This window comes from Ruegeria sp. YTSA064 (assembly GCF_059610325.1).
On record NZ_JBXWNK010000019.1, the window covers coordinates 1 to 16,030 of the forward strand.

Below are 16,030 nucleotides of genomic sequence, written 5' to 3' on the forward strand. Positions count from 1 at the left end.
CATCAACAACACGGTCACAAATGTGAGGGTCGTATTCAACTTGTCTTCCTTCCTGCTCACGCCAAAGGCTTACGCTTAACCAAAGGCACATCATGCCCTATTCAATTCAATCGCAACAGGCGGGATCAGGTAAAGAGATCACAGTGCATTCTTCGGACAACGTATCCGGACTGTGATACGAACGCTGATACAGGGATGTGGTCCAAGCGCGAGAGAATCCAATGACAGAAAACAGAGTGTTTTCGTCAAAAGCTGAAATTTCACGGTGTTTCTGCAAACTTAGACGACTCGCTTTTGCGGCCAGTTTGGTTGCGGCAGCCTTCTTGTCTTGGACCGATTTTGCCTGCGCCGAAAGTGCTGGTTTGGTTCTGGTCGATAAATTCAAGGTGGCAGACAAATCAGAGGGATTTTCAGAGCCTTCCGGCTTGGCAATGTCTAACGCTGAAGGCTTCTTGTGGTCTGTAAGTGATGCCGAACCTAAACTGCACCTACTCGGAGTCGACGGGGTATTGGGAAACTCTTTCAAGTTGCCAGCATTGGCAGGATCAGATTTGGAGGGTGTTGCACCTCGAAAGGATGGGTCTGTTTTGGTGCTTCAAGAAACTGACCGATCAATCCTAGTCGTTCACCCAACCGACCCCATTCAACTGACGACAATACCTCTCGCATCTCTTAAAGGTTACCCGACCGCCGCTGCATTACTCGTCGGCAACCCTTTGAACAAGGGACCCGAAGGCATCGCCGTTGACCCGGAATCTGGGCGGGTGTTCGTTGGCATTGAGGGACAACCAAGGTTGTTAATGGTGTTATCGCCAGAGCTGGACGAAATTATTGAGATCATTCCTTTAGCCCGCGATGCAGGTTTTATCTCCGAGCGTGTAGATGATGATGAACTGGATTTGAGTGGCCTGGCCTGGTCCCGGTCCTCGCGTTCTCTTTGGATTGTGAGTGACAAAAGCCGTCAGATCTTCGTCTACAATCCAAAATCCAAGTCAGTAAAGTCTATCAGTTTGACGTTCACAGAAGATGGCGAACAAAAGGAAGTTAAACATCCCGAAGGAATCGCTCTCGATGAGACCAAAGGGCTTCTCTACATCCTGACAGACGACGCCAAGAAATCACGGCTTTACGTTTTTAATATCCCCAAATTTTGATCGTTAGAGAATGAAGTTCACATCGCCACAATAGCTGACGCAAGTTGTTGCAGCTAGCTTACCATTCCTCGTCGTTGGTCCACCCTAATCAGAACCGAACACTTAAATTCGCACCTAGGCCATGTTCTTGGCCATTGGAGCGAACAGAATAGCCATATCCTGCCGTTAGTCTGGCCAGATCAGAGATCTGATACCCTAGCCCCAGACCAAGTACGAAGCCATTTGCACCTCGGTTTTGTCCGACTTGTGTGAACGTGCCAAATATCGGGCTCGTCACAGTGATTTCGTGCTCACTATCCTTGTTGGCAAAGAAGTCATACTCGTAACGAGCAAAGGCGATTGGGGTTAGCAATCCATTCTCTGTCAAGAAGTCGCGTTGGTAATCAACTCCAATGGAAGCAACCAGAGACTCTGCGTTCGCTTTCTCAATCGAGTAGTTGAAATCACCACCGCCCGTCTCTGTGCCTGAACCTTGTTGAATACGCCCGTAGTTCAATCCAAAAACCGTAGAAACCCTTGCACCGCTGTCCAGGTTAAACAGCTTCAGTGCCTGGATACCGGCATGGATGCCCTCTTGGTCCAAATCAGACTTTGCCTCGCCTCCCGTAAAGCCATCAACAGAAGGGTTATTTCGCTTGGCGTCGGTTTCACCGAACATGTAACCGACCAGCCCGGAGAACTCCCAAGTTCCGGTTGTTGTGCGCCCATAGACGCCCACATGATAGCTGTCGGTCGAAAAGTCCTGATCGACTTGATCGTGTTCATCCATGGAGGATGTCCCAAAACCTGCGTACACGCCGACCACACCTCTATCGGTGCTTGCGACATCCGCTCCGACCAAAATCGTGCCCAGCGAATAGTCGAATGTCCCAAGGCCATTGCTTCCATCAACGTCCCCGCTCACATAGGCCGTGTCGATCCACCAGCGCCGATCAGAGCAGTCTATTGCGCCACTAGGGCTCTGGGCCGAGTCGATGTCTCCCGATGCAATAGGTTGATCCTCATTGCTGAAGCCGACCGCTTGATACTTGCGGCAATCAGCGTGGCTCAGCACGGTGTTGGTTATCAGGTCAAGTTGCTCCAGACCAACGGTCAAATTGGAGGAATATGGTTCTGCGTGCACACGATTAAACCCAGCCAAACCTGAATTGGTAAGCGTGTTAACGGCATTGCCCAAGGTTGTGCCGTTGGTCAGAATGGTTCCGGGCGACGTGTTTGTGGTGTTGGCCACCGCACCAGCGAGATTGCTTGCATTGGGTGATCCTACAACTGCTGGATGCTGCGGTAAGCTCGAGACAGGGAGGGTAGAAAACGCAATATCAATTCTCCCGTCCACAGTTGGCGTATTTGAGATACTCAGACTAGAAAGAGCGGGTAGAGAACCTCCGGCAACAAGAGTTGGGGAGTTTCCATCAAAACTCGAGGCTTGAAAAACCGTGTAGTCGTTGCCAGCAGCATAGTCCTGCGCAGTCAAGCCTGGACGAGCGGCTTCGACTTGTATGGTGGCGTTGTTGATACCAGTGACTGCGTCTGTTGACGAAACCAGATCCGCTTTTTGTGCCGCTGCGGGGTCGACTTCCGACAAAATCGTCGACCCCGCAGCGAAGGAAATTGCACTATTAATATTCAACGTCCCAATCGAGGAGCCCGGTGAAAGAACAGCGCCATTTCTCACGTTGAAATTGAATGCGTTCACGGTGCCGTTGCCGGCCAGAGTACCAAAGTTATCAAAATCGACCGTGGTTAAGCTGCTGGACGCGTCAAGCCGAAGTGTTGAACCAGCACCGATCACCATATTGCTGGTGGCCGACATTGAACTGTTGGTCAGTGTAAAATCAGACGCTTGAGCGCTTCTTGTCTGAATGTTGATCACACCAAACGCGATTTCCGTCGCGTTTGTTACTGTCAAATTATCGTAAGTTAACGGCGTGTCTGATTGGAAAAATACCTCGGTTGGGTCAACATCACTCCCATTTGCGGGCGCAAATGTCATGGACCGTCCTGATCCTATCGAAGTCCCTACAATATTGACTCGTAGTCTGCCGTTGATTTGCGTCGTCAGGGCCTCCCGTGAAACAAAGTCGCCGCTCCCTGCCGCGACATCGACGTTCAACAAAGTCAGTACCGATGCTCTGTCTGGATTTTGACTCTGCCCCGGGACATACAGCTCAATTTCCCCAGAAGGCGTTATGGTGGAATTACCAATCAGAAGCGCCGTGATGGGCCCGTTTGGAATTGGCAGGCAGGTTTTAACAGTAGAAGATATCGTCTGCCCGCTAAGAATGGTCTCTGTTCCAGCAGTGTATTCTTGACGCGGAGCACCAACTTCAGCGCAAGATTGCGAACTTTGGGCCTGGGCAATGCCGGGCAGTAAGAAGTACGCCAAGGCTCCGAGTGTGAGCTTAGTGAAAAGTGCGCGATCAACGTACGGCGCTACGCTTGCCTGAACTCGATCCTTTGTTTCCATAAGCTCTCCCCACTAACTTCACAAACGCGGCCACAACCTTTTGCGATCATCCGGAGAATATTTGAGCACAAAAAAATATTCGAATGAAAGACCGCTATGGCAAATGGTTTTTGATGGGGGGCCGCGGTGCAACAGTGCCGCTTGAAGATTATTCGCCTCGCGATAGAATTTACTCACGAAACTGCAAGAACTCTGCCCGGAGTATTCGCGCATGCAGAAAGCACACCAGTTACGTCCGTCTGCTGCGACGAAGCGCTTAAAGCGGCCGTTCAAGCAAAGTGCAGCGAGTTGTCGAATGCCAGTGTTCGAATTATGGATTGCGCGGATGATGTTTGCTCCCAACTGTCACGCGTCGCGGCGAACTGCAGATGTACTCTTCTGCAGGGAAAGGAGCCCCAAGGTGGAAGTGCGGAAAGTTGGACTGGATATCGGTTTCGCCACGCTCAAAGGCTCGTCCACGGCGGTCAATTCCCAGCGCTTAGCCTGCAACTCCGGCGTGTCGAAATCTCGGATCATGGAAGCGTCTGAAGGCATAGTCTGCTGCGGAAATGGTGCCGCAGAGAAGGTCATCGACAACGCTTTCGTGAGAGAGCCAGACGACCCTTGGAGTGTAAGCGTTGCTTTTGATGGCGATACCATTCGCGCGATGACGTCGCACAGCTTTTTCGATCACAGCCGCCGACAGGGTTCCAGTTCGGGCTGTTTGGCGAAGAACGGTCGAAATTCCTTGTCTTCAGTGATGGTGACGAAACTAAATCGAATTCGGTGACAACACCGGCGAACCATGCAGCGGAACCTTAGGTACATGATGGAGAATCGAAAATGGAGACTAAGATAGCCAGAAAGAGCAACCGCGACGATGCCCGGAAATGGGCGTTCTTTCTCTGTGCAATCTTGACGGCATTCAACACTGGTCCAGCAATTGCACAAGATTGGTCTGCGCTGCCGGCGCGGTTGGCCGAAAAGGTCGAAGCCGCCCAAAGGGCTTGTTCTGAATTCGAGAACGGACAGTTCGCCCTGGAGTTCGGTGCGGTTCGCCGCGTGGATCTGGACGGAGACCTCCAGCGGGACTGGGGGCTGGACGAAAGTGGATTCTCGTGTTCGACCGCTGCATCACTCTATTGTGGTACAGGCGGTTGCATGTCCCATTTCCTGATCGAGGATCGTGCGTTTTCGCTTCTCAATCAGGGTTGGGAGATGGCGAACATCGGCCCGTTCCGGGTGCTTCTGGCGGATGTGCATGGCTCGCAGTGTGAAGGTATCAACCCAACGCCCTGCATCGTAGCCAGCGTATGGGATGCAGAAGAAAAGGTGTGGCGCAGCACGCGCGCAGAGTGGGAGTAGCGTATTTGAAACGACACCTCGAAATGATTATGCTCAATATCGGCACTATCGCATCGGTGCTGGCTGTTTCGGGGTGCATTGAAACTACTCCTGAGGTTGCCATAAGCGAACCTGATCCGGAATTGATCTTCGTCCGCGGCTACAGAAGCGCTGCTGATGATTGCCGCCTCGTTGGCGAAAGCGCTTTTACCCTCGATTTCCTAGACGACGCTGCCGATCTTGTAGCGTGTTCAACCGGTTCGACGGATATGGATGAACTCATGGCACAGACTGGTGTGCCAATCCTGACCCAGACGAACAGCTACACATTTTTCAGCGTACCGCGAAGGTAAGAAACATCCATGTCCGCGTCCCAATTCATTTTTTCTTGCGTCCCCACAACAATGGCAACCATTACAAGAATCACGGCCACTGCGAGGAGTGCAACGAAATCTTTCAGAGAAAAGTTGTCAACATCGTTTGCCATCTCACTATTGGCTGCAGCTGTGATCGGGAACAACGCTGCGGGGGATCCTATACCCGAGGGTCCACCTGGCGACATTGGCACCTTGACCGAGGAAGACTTCATTGTCGATGGATCTGCAGGTGGCGCAAAACGCTTTACCTTCACCAATGGCGAGCGAAGCCTGTATTTCATCCCCATGATCCATATCGCCGAGCAGCCTTTCTATGATCGTATTGCCGCTGAGGTCGAACGCCTCAAGCTAAATGGAGCGGACCTCTATTACGAGTTTATCGACTTCGACACGGCCAGCGTCGCCGACAAACTAAGGATACGCGCAATGCTGGGCATGCTTCCCTCGCCGGCCTTCTATGCCGAGAACGTGTCGGACGGTCTTGTTGCACAGGACAACGAGGCTTTCCTTGGCTTCCCCGGTGGTCAGGATGTGAACGTGGATCTGACACCAGCACAAATCGCAGACGCCTATGAAATGCTGATTGGACCACTCGAAATCAGCGAAGAGAACCTGTCGACGCCCATGAGAGACTTCGTTCTGCCGACTGCGGACCCCGCGCGGGTCACGCAGATCACAATTGACGCACGTAACAGGCACTTGGCAGCCGTGATCGATGCCGCTCCGGGTAACGTCGTTGTCCTCTATGGCGCAGCGCATGGCGCGGGGACCCTGCAAGAGTTGCGGGCTCTCGATCCCGAATGGCGGCGCGCGCCCACATTTTGACCGGCCGACCCCACCTGACAGTTTAGTATCGACGCCCGAGAAAGAGTGCGTGCGTCTTCGCGTCTGGTTTACCCCAGAAGCGTGCTTCACTCAAAAAGCATGATGAGGTGACACGGAGGCCACGATATGGGTCGGGATTACCAGGTGCATTTTGTACTACCGCAGCAGGGAAACCGAGCGCTGCTTCAGAGAAGATTCTAAGGTGGCGAATTTGGACACTCACCGGTTTTGAGGGAGCAGTGCCAAGGCGATTGACTAAGCCGTGGAGTAGGGTCCATGATTTCAGAGAGATCGGGCCGCCGCTCTAAGGAGTTCGGAAATATGGGATTTGTTCAAGCAACCAAAACGTGCTTTGGAAAGTACTTTGTTTTTTCCGGGCGTGCAGTGAGGTCTGAGTACTGGTGGTTTGTGCTGTTTGTTGTTCTCGTAAGCCTCGTCTTTGCAATCGTCGACGCATCAATCTTTGGGACGGATCCCGAAACCGGACAAGGCATCCAAGTCCTGACCCCAATTTTTCAGCTTGCCGTTCTAATACCCATGCTGGCTGCTGGATGGCGTCGACTGCACGACACAGGACGACCGGGCTGGTATTTGCTTTTGCCTGCAGCACTAAGCATCGCGACTGTGCTCATGCTGTTCAGTGGCATCGCAGTGTTCTCTGCGCTCGAGCAAGGCGCGAATGATCCTGAAACTCTGAGGGGTCCAGCGGCTTTCCTCGGTGTCACCGGGTTGATGGTTGTCGGTATTCTGCAACTCATACTCTCAGTACTCATGATCTGGTGGCTGAGTCGACCGTCACAAGAAGGCGATAATGCATACGGTCCCGCTCCAGTTTGACGCTATGACGCAGACTTGGTCAGAGGTTTTGCGGGGACGTAGTAAAGTTGTTTGGGAGAATACTAAGGAAGAATCTACGGTTTGCCTGCACGGGTCTCGCTATTCCGACTGTCAACAACCAACAGAATCAAATTTGGGGGGGAATAAGTGTCTAACTATTCAAAAATTGGCCTTGCAGTCTTCGTTGCAACGGCTGTCGCAGGCTGTGTCGAGACGACGCAACCCGGCTCTGGTGACGGTGAGGCCGTCGCGCGCGCCAATTGCGTCGCAGATGTCAACTCTACCGTCGGTGTCACCGGTTCGTCAGTGAACGACGTTACTCGCCTTGAAGATGGCTTTAGCCTGCTCATGAACGTACCCGGCGCGCAAAATTTCTGGGTCTGCGAGACGACTCCGTCCGGCGCTGTCACGTCCGTGTTCTTCATGGGTGAGGGATAAGCTCTTTGAAGCGGGCGGTCTAAAGAGCCGCCTATTCCAAGAGGAAAAAAGATGTGAAGCGGGTGTGGCTTTGGGCACTAGGTTGATGAGTCAACCGGCTCTCACGAATTTGAACACCGGCAGCCGCCGGTTTCGCTCTCTACAATAATGAGGTCACAAATGAACTGGCTTTCCACATTATTTACGTCCTTTTTGCTCGCTGCTCCATTGTCGGCAATGGCAGATTGGCAGTTTAGTTCAGGTCCAAGCCCTAATGCATTCATTCAGGCGAACAATATCACTTTAGAACTGCAATGCGACCGCATACGGTTTGCTCCAGCAGGCTATGAAGACAGCCAAGACATCGTGAACAAGCAGGGGCTTTCGTTTCGTTTCATGAGCAACGGCACAGCTGAAGTCGGTGCGTTTCAGGCCGAGCGGGCCAACAGTTCCTTCCGGGTTGTGGACAATTACCCCGTCGAAATTGAGTTCAATGACGCCAATGACTACGTGTTTGTTCTGGATCAGATTGCCGCTAACGCGACGCTCAATCTCTCTATGACCGATCAGGACATTTCGTATGCGATCCTCGAATTGAAGGGGTCTTCGGCGGCCATCCGTTCGTTGAAACGCAGTTGTAGTAACCTCGCCTCGTCGGGTTCAGGTTCCCGTCCGGAAGCACCTGAAGGCGTAGTCTATTGCGGCGGGGGCGGCACTCAGCGACAGATCGAATATGCCATTGTCGACACCGGCAGCGACTGGGACGCGCGTGTTACAGTCAACGGTGAAACGATGGACGCAATGACGTCCTACAGCTACTTCGGCAATGCAGAGCCGCCGCGTGGCTTTATCGTCGCTCTCTTGGGCCAGGACCGTTCCGAGTTTCTCGTTTTTGAAGATGGTTCAGAGCGTTGGATCGAATTCGGAGACTATCGATATGATCAGTGCAACTAGGGGCGCCGCGAAAGTGACCCTGATCTCGGCGCTGTTCTCTTTGACCATTGGTGCGGCTTTATGGGTCCTCTATTGGGTGCAAGGTGTGCAGATTGACGAGGACGGAGTGCTGCGCGAAGCGTTTTTCCTTCTCGGCCTTGGATGGATATTCACCTTAGGTGGAGTGGCGATGCTTCTGACGTCGCTGTTTCTCTATTTTTGGAACCGTTAATGCGGCTCTTCGCCTTAGTCGCGGCGATGGTAGTGCTGGTGACTGCCGCGTTCTGGGCGGGCGCGCGTGTACAGCTGGCCGTACAGGAGGACAACTGCCTGGACCTCGGCGGTGGAAGACATCCAGGGGACTACCCGGTATGCGTGGTAGAGCGATTTCCTGACTGGATTTCCATCGGCCCGATTGCTCTAATGCCTGCTGCTGTCCGCGAAATGAGCACCGAAGAGACCGGCAATGAGCAAGTGATCCTTCGGCTCGAGCTAAACAAAGACGCTGCTTTCGCCGTGGCGGGCCTGACAAGAGCGAAGATCGGAAAGGACCTTGAGCTGCGAGTTGGGAACAGGATGGTTAGCGCCGTGACGGTCAGAGAGGAGATCGCGAACAGGCGATGGAACCTCATCCTTCCCAAGGAGGCCGCCGATCTCGCGGTGCGTGAATACCAATGACTCAGCTAGCGCAGCTTCCTGCATCGAAATAGAACAATTGTGCGGGTCTGCTAGAGGAAAATCTATTGTCGAAAAACTTAGATAGCACTCTCTGCCGCAGCCTTGATCTTCAGCTTTCTGCTTCTGGCGGGATGTGCAGATTCCGTCCGGGAAGGCGGCGCGTGACAGGACACCCTGTCGGTGGTTTTGGATCAGGGTCCGCCCAGCAATATCGAGCGGCTCAACGATGGTCGGCGAGCATACTAGTGGATTGTCGAATTCACAGGCACGCAACCGATTGTAACCAACGCAACGACGAATGTAGAAAACGACATTTTATGTTCTACCCTAGCGAATACGTCATCTACTACGTTCGAGCCCTATTAGTATCGTTGCCCTTATTCTTTGATTGCGACGCCGCAGGGATATAAGTGGGCCATAGAGGGGCTTTTCAACGGGCGACCCAGATGTAACTAACCTTGCACCGATTTAGGTTATGCAGAATACGGCCCGGAGATCATCTTAGCCATGGAAATAACGGGAATCTGCACTCATCATTGAGATTTATGGAATCATCAAATGACGGAAAACCTATGAACTATGATGTCGCGCACGCGCTTGCTTCTGGTGCCTTACTTTACGCCACCTATTGGTAAATGCAGCTTACCGGTGTCCTTGACGGAAAGAGCAAGGGAAGACAGCGGCTGACACTTGCGGTCGCCTTTGCAGTCGTTATTCTTTTGCTAAATCTAGTGTGGCCAACCGCCTGATGAGTTTCCTTTAAGACTAGTTCACGAAGTCGCCGGGAGAGCGCTACCGCATTCAGCTCTCAGGAACCCATCCGCATAAAGTGTAGATCTGGTAAGTGGAGGTTTCTTCGTCTGGTGAGTTTACAACCAGCAGCCTATTTTTCTCAAGCGGGGTTAAGAGCTGGCGGTAAGAATAGGTTGCACCGTCAAATGAGCAGGCCAGATCAACGATTTGCACCGCGGTTCCGCGAAGAGCCTGAACTTGAGCGTAAGCACAAGACCCGTCGTCCGATTTGCGCCCCTCGTCGTCATAGATGACGTATCCGGCACGAAGGTCCCCATATTCCTCCGAAATCCGCGCGCCTTCCGCGCACGAAAGACCTTCCGGGACATAGAGTCCAGAAAAATGAACCTTTTCGGCCACTACAATCGATGAACTCAAGCCATAAAAGATAGTGGCAAGTTGTACCGTAGATTTGGAAACCATGCGGTTATATCGCGCGCGAGGTCAGTGTGGGTCAAGGCGATTCCGTGTAACGCACAACTCAATCGCGCGCGTTGTTAGCACTTCCCTAAAGGCTATCGTTTGGGCCACGACCAAGGTATGGGTTCCGCCGCTTCGACAAAGGTTTCCCCAGTGGCTTTGCCGAGGTGATGCGTGAGCGCATTACCCTTGCTCAAAGCTTTGGCTAACGCTCGGTTGTGAGAAACGACGATGATCTGACTTCGCGCGGAGGCTTCTTTGATCAACCGAGCTAGAGGTGGGATTAAGTCAGGATGCAGGCTTGTTTCGGGCTCATTTAGGACCATCAGGCTAGGAGGTCGTGGCGTCAGTAAGGCCGCCACGAGGAGCAGGTATCGCAGGGTCCCATCCGACAATTCCGCAGTGCTGAGCGGGCGCAGCAACCCGTGCTGTTTCATTGTGAGGCTGAATAACCCATCTTTCGCATGAACCTCAATTGAACTTCCCGGAAATGCGTCCATGACGGTCTTTTCAAGTGTTGCCACATCGCCGATTTCCCGAATTGTCTCAATAGCTGCCGCCAGGTCCGAGCCGTCACTTGCAAGAATTGGAGTTCGGGTGCCGACCTGTTGCCTTCTGGCCGGGGCCTCACGATCAGTCCGAAGTTGATCATAGAACCGCCAATTCCGCATACGGTCTCGTAAATGCAGCAGCTCTAATGCGTTATTCGGATCGGCTGCGTGGGTCATCATACTGTCAAACGGTGGAAGGGTAGTGGCCGCCTGGTTCCAAGAACCGTACTCCGACCGTACCCGTACACACGGGCCACGGCGCTCTGCAAGCGCGTTGTGTCGGCTCAATGTCTCGCCGATCCACAATGCTTCGGACTTGATCTCAGGATCATTAGAAAAGGCTGAGGTTTCTGCTGGCAATCCAAGCTCGACTGCGTACCCGTAGTCTTCGGACGCAAAGCCAAGCTTTAGGCCGACTGGTTTGCTCCGAGTCGTTCCGGTGATGGGTACTTCACCCGTTTTCATCCCTCGAGACAGCACTTCAGGCCCCGCCCACATTGTGGAGCCCAACCCTCCTTCAGACGCGAGTGTAGAGATGACACTACCTTGTGACACCTCGCTCAACATTCGAAGCGCGCGATACAGCGACGACTTTCCGACCCCATTGCCACCGGTAATTACCGTCAGGGGAGCAAGTGGCAGAACCAGATTTCGGAGAGATCGATAACCGGCGACAGCAACTGTAACAAGCATTTCAGTCTTTCCGGCTCCGGCGATCACACATCAACAGACGACCTATCAGACTAAACACAGGATGTCCGCAACAGGTTTTGATTAAGGCTTTCATGTAGCCGCTGCGAATGAGAGCTTTGTCTGTGGCTGACACAGTTGCATGGAACAAACTTCCTTGCTGTTGTTTCTGTCCAAATGAGCTAGACGCACTAGAAAAAGGGAGGTGGGTAGTAGTTGTAAAGCCGCTTTTTATGAGGTTGGTGTCCCTGAGCGAACTCCATGTTTGGCGCTCGCTGCCTGATGATGAGTGTCTGAGCATTTCTAAACGCTTCCGGCTGAACGCGAAGTGACTCCGGTTTAGCCGACCCAGAATACCCCATCAAGGAGGCGGCGGTCGTTGGCTATTTTGCGCCCAATCCTTATTTGTTGATTGTCAGCTCTCGTGCTGAGTTGGTCTGCATCGAAGACAACAACTTGCCTCAAGCCAATTACCTGATACGCATCATCATCGTAACAAACTAGACCCCAGCCGGGTTCTCCACATCCCTTCCCAAGGCAGCGAGGTCTGAGTATCGGTCGCCGATCCGGTGGTGCGGGCGACCACGGGTTGATGCCCCCAGAGCCACAACAAGTTCATCCACATCCGGCGCGTCGTAGATTGAAAACTGGACGGTCAGGTAGTGCGACCGCCGCCCGGTATCATGTTTGTCCATCAGCGGGATCTGAATTTGGGTGTTCGCGGGCCCTCGCGTGTTTGTGAAACCGAGATAGCTTTTTGCACCCACTGCCTCACGATAATAATTTCCGTACTGCAGGGTGTGAATAAGCGCGGAGGCATGTTCAATCTCACAACTTGTCCCGGCGATACAGGCTTTTCCGTAGGCTTCTATCGCATCGCCTGATCCCGCCAGAGCGATCAGTCTGTTGGTGAGCATCTCTCCCAGAACTGGCGCCATGCGCTGAATCTCTGGTGAAAGATCATCGACAAAGCCACGTCCTGCCCAAGGGTTTCTGACCACCGCTGCCACGCCGATCATGCGCAACACGGGTTCCGAAGGTCGGCCTCCTTCTGTGTGAATATCCTCATCAAAGGTGACTACCTTGCGCAATTCGGGGATCATATTGCTTCTCCTGTCAAACGTGATAGCTGTGGTGCCCGGTCGGTGTGTGTACGACGCCTTCGACTTCAGTTCCGTGGTAGAAACCAAATGTACCGTGGCTGTTTTCCTTTGCGTAACGGCGCAACATCGAATTTTCAGCCCCGTCGCGTACGCGTTCCAGCGGCAAGTCGCCGAGATCAAAGTATTGCATGCCGTCAGGGGGCTGCCCATGAACGCTTCCGTGGTAGATGATCCGCTGCGTCCCGCTTTTGGATATTCGATAAACCGCATAAGGATGCGCCAGCTCTACAATCAAATCTCGGTTTGACAGATCAGTGATCAGCCCATCTGTAGAATTGTTATTTGCAGGAGCAACCGGCACTGAAATGTGCCCGCTTTTGTCAACGGAGAGTAGGACCCGATCTTCGTTGGCCAGTACTGCTCCGACGGTCACACCACCTGCAGTGGCGGCCTCTGTCAGGGCACTGTTGAGCCCCAAATCGAAATAGGCACCGCGAAAGTAGCCCAGCGGATGTCCCTCGCGCGTTTCGAAATCCTCCACGCGGCCGATCAGGATCAGATGGTCACCAGCATCGACCAAACGGTGTCGGGCACAGCTGAACCGGGCGAGCGCACCGTCTATCGTGGGCATGTTCCGCGCGTCAGGTTGCCAGGCTGCAATGTCGAATTTTTTGGCTGATTGAGACGCGAAAAGGCCCGAGATTTCTTTTTGGTCGTCCGACAGGACGTTGACCGTGAAATGATCCGCCTGCAGGAAGGTTTCAAAGGACAAGGCCTGCTTACCGACACAAACCAGGAGTAGAGGTGGGTCGAGAGAAACGGAGGTAAATGAGTTCGCCGTGAACCCGCGCGGGGTCCCGTCCGGCTGCCGGGTAGTGACCACTGTCACACCGGTGGCAAAGCGCCCGAAGGCGTCGCGCAGCGCCTTCCCGATTAAGGGTTCCGTCGACTCCGGTGGGGTCAATCCTTCCAGAATGCTATTGTGCTCACCTAGCGCAGGAGGGGTCGTCAGTGCACCTTGGCGGTGCCGACCGAACCGCAACGGGTTTGCTGCCACGGTCCAAGGTTCATGTCCCGCATCCGGATGCGGAACCTTCGCCAGCATGCCGCGGCTGGCTACATGAGGGTCGGCCGTGATGTCCGAGATAGTGTTCATCGGGCCGAACGGGACCTGGCCACCCAGTGTTGCCGTCAATTGCTCCTTAGTCCGTTGTCGGGTCCAATCGCTTACGATTTTGTTGACTTCGGACGCATGGTTGGCCCGGGCCGCCCTTGTGGAGAAGCGGTCATCTTGTCCAAGCGACGGTTGCCCCATCAGCCGTGTCAAAAGCTGCCAAAACGCATCGTCGACAATTCCAAGCGCGATGTGGCCATCGGCTGCCGGGTAGAGGCCAAACGGGGAAAGGAAGGGATGCCCGTTGCCTTCAGGTCCGGGCACCTTTCCTGTCACGTCATGCAAATACACCATTCGTTCGCAAAGCGAGATCATGGCATCATACATGGCCACATCCACAAACTGCCCTTTGCCAGTCGCTTCGGCCTCGCGCAGGGCAGCCATGATGCCGAAAGCCATCATCATGCCGGTGAATATGTCACCTACCCCGGGTCCGGTCTTGGTGGGTGTGTCAGAATTCGGACCGGTGACGGACATCAGACCGCCCATGGCCTGCGCAACCACATCGTACGAAGGCCAGTTGGCATAGGGGCTTTGGCCTGAGCGCGGGTCGCCAAAGCCTCGGATCGCGGCATAGACGAGCCGGGGGTTGTCGGCAGCAAGGCTTTCATAAGACAGGCCAAGGCGATCCATCACGCCCGGGCGGAAATTCTCGACCATGACATCCGCCGTTGCCGCAAGATCTCGAAAAGCCCTACAGCCCTCGGGCGATTTCAGATCAAGCTGCACGCTTTTCTTGCCGCGGTTCAGGCTTACAAAGTAGCCGGCCCAGGCATGATCCGGGTCGTCTTGACGGAACGGTCCGTTGCCGCGGCTGGTGTCGCCATGTTTGCCTTCGATCTTGATCACCTCGGCACCGTGATCCGCCAGATGCATTGTACAATAGGGACCTGAAAGCATCCGGCTCAAATCCAACACACGCAGGCCTTTGAGGATTTGGGTGCTCATGGCTTCAGATCCAGATTGTTGAGAAAGCTGCGGAGTGGCTTGTTCACAGCGTCCGGGTCTTCGGCAAGTGCCATATGCCGCAGTCCCGGGAGGATAAGTGCACTGCCCCCCGCAATCTCGCTTGCGATGGCATTCGCCATCTCTGGCCCGTTGCCGAAATCCTCATCACCCGTAATCACCAGCGCAGGGCAAGAAATCGGCGGGCTTGGCGCAACAATTTCGTCGATACCATCGACCAGCACGCGATAGATGGTGTGGTAAATTGCTTTGTCATTGGCCATGACCCAGTCACGAACCGTGTTCATCATACGAGGGTTGGATTGGCGGAACGCATCGGTGAACCATCGGTCCAGCGCGGCTTCGACTGTTGCCTTTGGTCCGTCCAGCCGTGCCTGTTCCACCCGTTTCAAGATTGCCTTTTGTGCGGCGTCGGTTCGTTTGTGAGGGGAATGCAGGATCACCAGAGCTGAAACCCGTTGCGGCACATCCTGGGCAAACCGACGCGCGATCATGCCCCCCAATGAGAACCCTGCGATAACCGCGTTTTGGATGGCGCAGTGGTCCAGCAAGCTCTCTAGCTGGCGTGAAAACATTGAAAGGCTGGGGCATTCGGGCGGTGGGGCACTTTGCCCATGTCCAAATAAATCATAGGTGAGAACGCGAAAGCGATCAGGCAGTGCAGGGATCGTCCATTGCCAGCAATCCTGGTTCAGGCCCAGCCCATGGATCATCACCACAACAGGCGCATCTTCTGGTCCTGTCATTTTGAAATGGGTTCCGTCTGGTGTTATGCCCATCAGGATTGGTCCTCAAGCGGACGATAGGCCACAACTTCGACCTCAACGCGGGCATCCACCAGAAGATCGCTGACCACAGCCGACCGGGTTGGAGGCTCAACTGGAAAATAGTCGGCGTAGACGGCGTTAAATCCAGGGAAATCGTCGCGCTCCCGCAGCCAGACCATGGCCTTGATGACATCTTCGCGGGTGCAGCCTGCCTCGGCCAGTGTCTTGGTGATGTCGTCCAAAACTGCGCGGGTCTGCTCTTCGACGGTGCCATCGGTCATGGGAATGCCGTCTCGCATCGGAATTTGCCCTGTCAGAAAAACGAAATCGCCTGCCCGGATGGCGCGGGAAAGCGACAGAACCCGCCCGCCAATTTCCAGTGGACCTCCGATAACCTGCTTTTTGTTACCCATTTCCAAGCCTCCCTTTGGAACAGCCTGCACCCATGATCGGGCGCAAGACTCGGATTTTTCGACAGGCTGCGTCGTATTTTCATAACCCTGAGACGCGAAAGCAGACATGAATAGGAAGACAGCAATCAGGGGGGAGGCACGCC

Annotated in this window: 17 protein-coding genes; 10 read left to right on the plus strand and 7 right to left on the minus strand. The window is 54.0% G+C overall.

Going from position 1 to position 16,030, the window contains the following annotated elements; genetic code table 11:
* The first annotated feature begins 221 nt into the window (after positions 1-221).
* Positions 222-1,154, plus strand: a complete 933-nt coding sequence (locus AC2FI7_RS21680; protein ID WP_010443776.1) for an SdiA-regulated domain-containing protein — start codon at positions 222-224, stop codon at positions 1,152-1,154.
* Positions 1,155-1,242: 88 nt separating this feature from the next.
* Here the strand turns inward: AC2FI7_RS21680 and AC2FI7_RS21685 are convergent, their stop codons facing one another.
* Entirely contained in the window at positions 1,243-3,621 is a 2,379-nt protein-coding gene (locus AC2FI7_RS21685; RefSeq protein WP_238528860.1) for an autotransporter family protein, read from the minus strand.
* A gap of 211 nt (positions 3,622-3,832) precedes the next feature.
* Between AC2FI7_RS21685 and AC2FI7_RS21690 the strand changes: the two genes are divergently transcribed.
* The 9 genes from AC2FI7_RS21690 (at position 3,833) to AC2FI7_RS21730 (ending at position 9,011) form a co-directional block, all read left to right on the plus strand.
* Positions 3,833-4,390 carry a hypothetical protein gene (locus AC2FI7_RS21690; protein ID WP_010443781.1) on the plus strand — a complete coding sequence of 186 codons (558 nt, stop codon included), beginning with the start codon at positions 3,833-3,835 and terminating at the stop codon, positions 4,388-4,390.
* 53 nt (positions 4,391-4,443) lie between these two features.
* The gene (locus AC2FI7_RS21695) at positions 4,444-4,965 is read left to right on the plus strand and encodes a hypothetical protein (RefSeq protein ID WP_010443783.1); all 522 of its coding nucleotides are present in this window, start codon (positions 4,444-4,446) and stop codon (positions 4,963-4,965) included.
* Positions 4,966-4,988: 23 nt separating this feature from the next.
* Positions 4,989-5,297 (plus strand): hypothetical protein, encoded by a 309-nt coding sequence (locus AC2FI7_RS21700; RefSeq protein ID WP_010443785.1) that lies wholly within the window; start codon positions 4,989-4,991, stop codon positions 5,295-5,297.
* Between the two features lie 114 nt (positions 5,298-5,411).
* A complete protein-coding gene (locus tag AC2FI7_RS21705; protein WP_010443788.1) occupies positions 5,412-6,146 on the plus strand; it encodes a hypothetical protein in 735 nt (244 codons plus the stop codon).
* A gap of 321 nt (positions 6,147-6,467) precedes the next feature.
* On the plus strand, positions 6,468-6,983 hold the full coding sequence (locus tag AC2FI7_RS21710; RefSeq protein ID WP_029622284.1) for a DUF805 domain-containing protein: 516 nt from the start codon (positions 6,468-6,470) through the stop codon (positions 6,981-6,983).
* Between the two features lie 147 nt (positions 6,984-7,130).
* A complete protein-coding gene (locus AC2FI7_RS21715) occupies positions 7,131-7,421 on the plus strand; it encodes a hypothetical protein (RefSeq protein ID WP_010443792.1) in 291 nt (96 codons plus the stop codon).
* Between the two features lie 159 nt (positions 7,422-7,580).
* On the plus strand, positions 7,581-8,354 hold the full coding sequence (locus tag AC2FI7_RS21720; protein WP_496714331.1) for a hypothetical protein: 774 nt from the start codon (positions 7,581-7,583) through the stop codon (positions 8,352-8,354).
* Positions 8,338-8,565, plus strand: coding sequence for a DUF3955 domain-containing protein (locus tag AC2FI7_RS21725; protein WP_010443797.1), 228 nt, complete (start codon positions 8,338-8,340; stop codon positions 8,563-8,565). The genes AC2FI7_RS21720 and AC2FI7_RS21725 overlap by 17 nt, the downstream gene beginning before the upstream one ends.
* Entirely contained in the window at positions 8,565-9,011 is a 447-nt protein-coding gene (locus AC2FI7_RS21730) for a hypothetical protein (RefSeq protein ID WP_010443799.1), read from the plus strand. The genes AC2FI7_RS21725 and AC2FI7_RS21730 overlap by 1 nt, the downstream gene beginning before the upstream one ends.
* Before the next feature lie 801 nt (positions 9,012-9,812).
* Here the strand turns inward: AC2FI7_RS21730 and AC2FI7_RS21735 are convergent.
* From AC2FI7_RS21735 to AC2FI7_RS21760, 6 genes are all read right to left on the minus strand, one after another.
* Positions 9,813-10,226: a hypothetical protein gene (locus AC2FI7_RS21735; protein ID WP_010443801.1), complete on the minus strand. Its 414-nt coding sequence runs from the start codon at positions 10,224-10,226 to the stop codon at positions 9,813-9,815.
* A 92-nt stretch (positions 10,227-10,318) separates the two neighbouring features.
* The gene (locus AC2FI7_RS21740) at positions 10,319-11,467 is read right to left on the minus strand and encodes an AAA family ATPase (RefSeq protein WP_029622285.1); all 1,149 of its coding nucleotides are present in this window, start codon (positions 11,465-11,467) and stop codon (positions 10,319-10,321) included.
* 497 nt (positions 11,468-11,964) lie between these two features.
* Positions 11,965-12,567, minus strand: coding sequence for an amino acid synthesis family protein (locus AC2FI7_RS21745; protein WP_010443804.1), 603 nt, complete (start codon positions 12,565-12,567; stop codon positions 11,965-11,967).
* Between the two features lie 13 nt (positions 12,568-12,580).
* Positions 12,581-14,689: a CoA transferase gene (locus tag AC2FI7_RS21750; RefSeq protein WP_010443806.1), complete on the minus strand. Its 2,109-nt coding sequence runs from the start codon at positions 14,687-14,689 to the stop codon at positions 12,581-12,583.
* Positions 14,686-15,486, minus strand: coding sequence for an alpha/beta fold hydrolase (locus AC2FI7_RS21755; protein ID WP_010443808.1), 801 nt, complete (start codon positions 15,484-15,486; stop codon positions 14,686-14,688). The genes AC2FI7_RS21750 and AC2FI7_RS21755 overlap by 4 nt, the downstream gene beginning before the upstream one ends.
* Entirely contained in the window at positions 15,486-15,887 is a 402-nt protein-coding gene (locus AC2FI7_RS21760; protein WP_010443810.1) for a RidA family protein, read from the minus strand. Before AC2FI7_RS21760 ends, AC2FI7_RS21755 begins: the two co-directional genes overlap by 1 nt.
* Between the last annotated feature and the right edge of the window lie 143 nt (positions 15,888-16,030).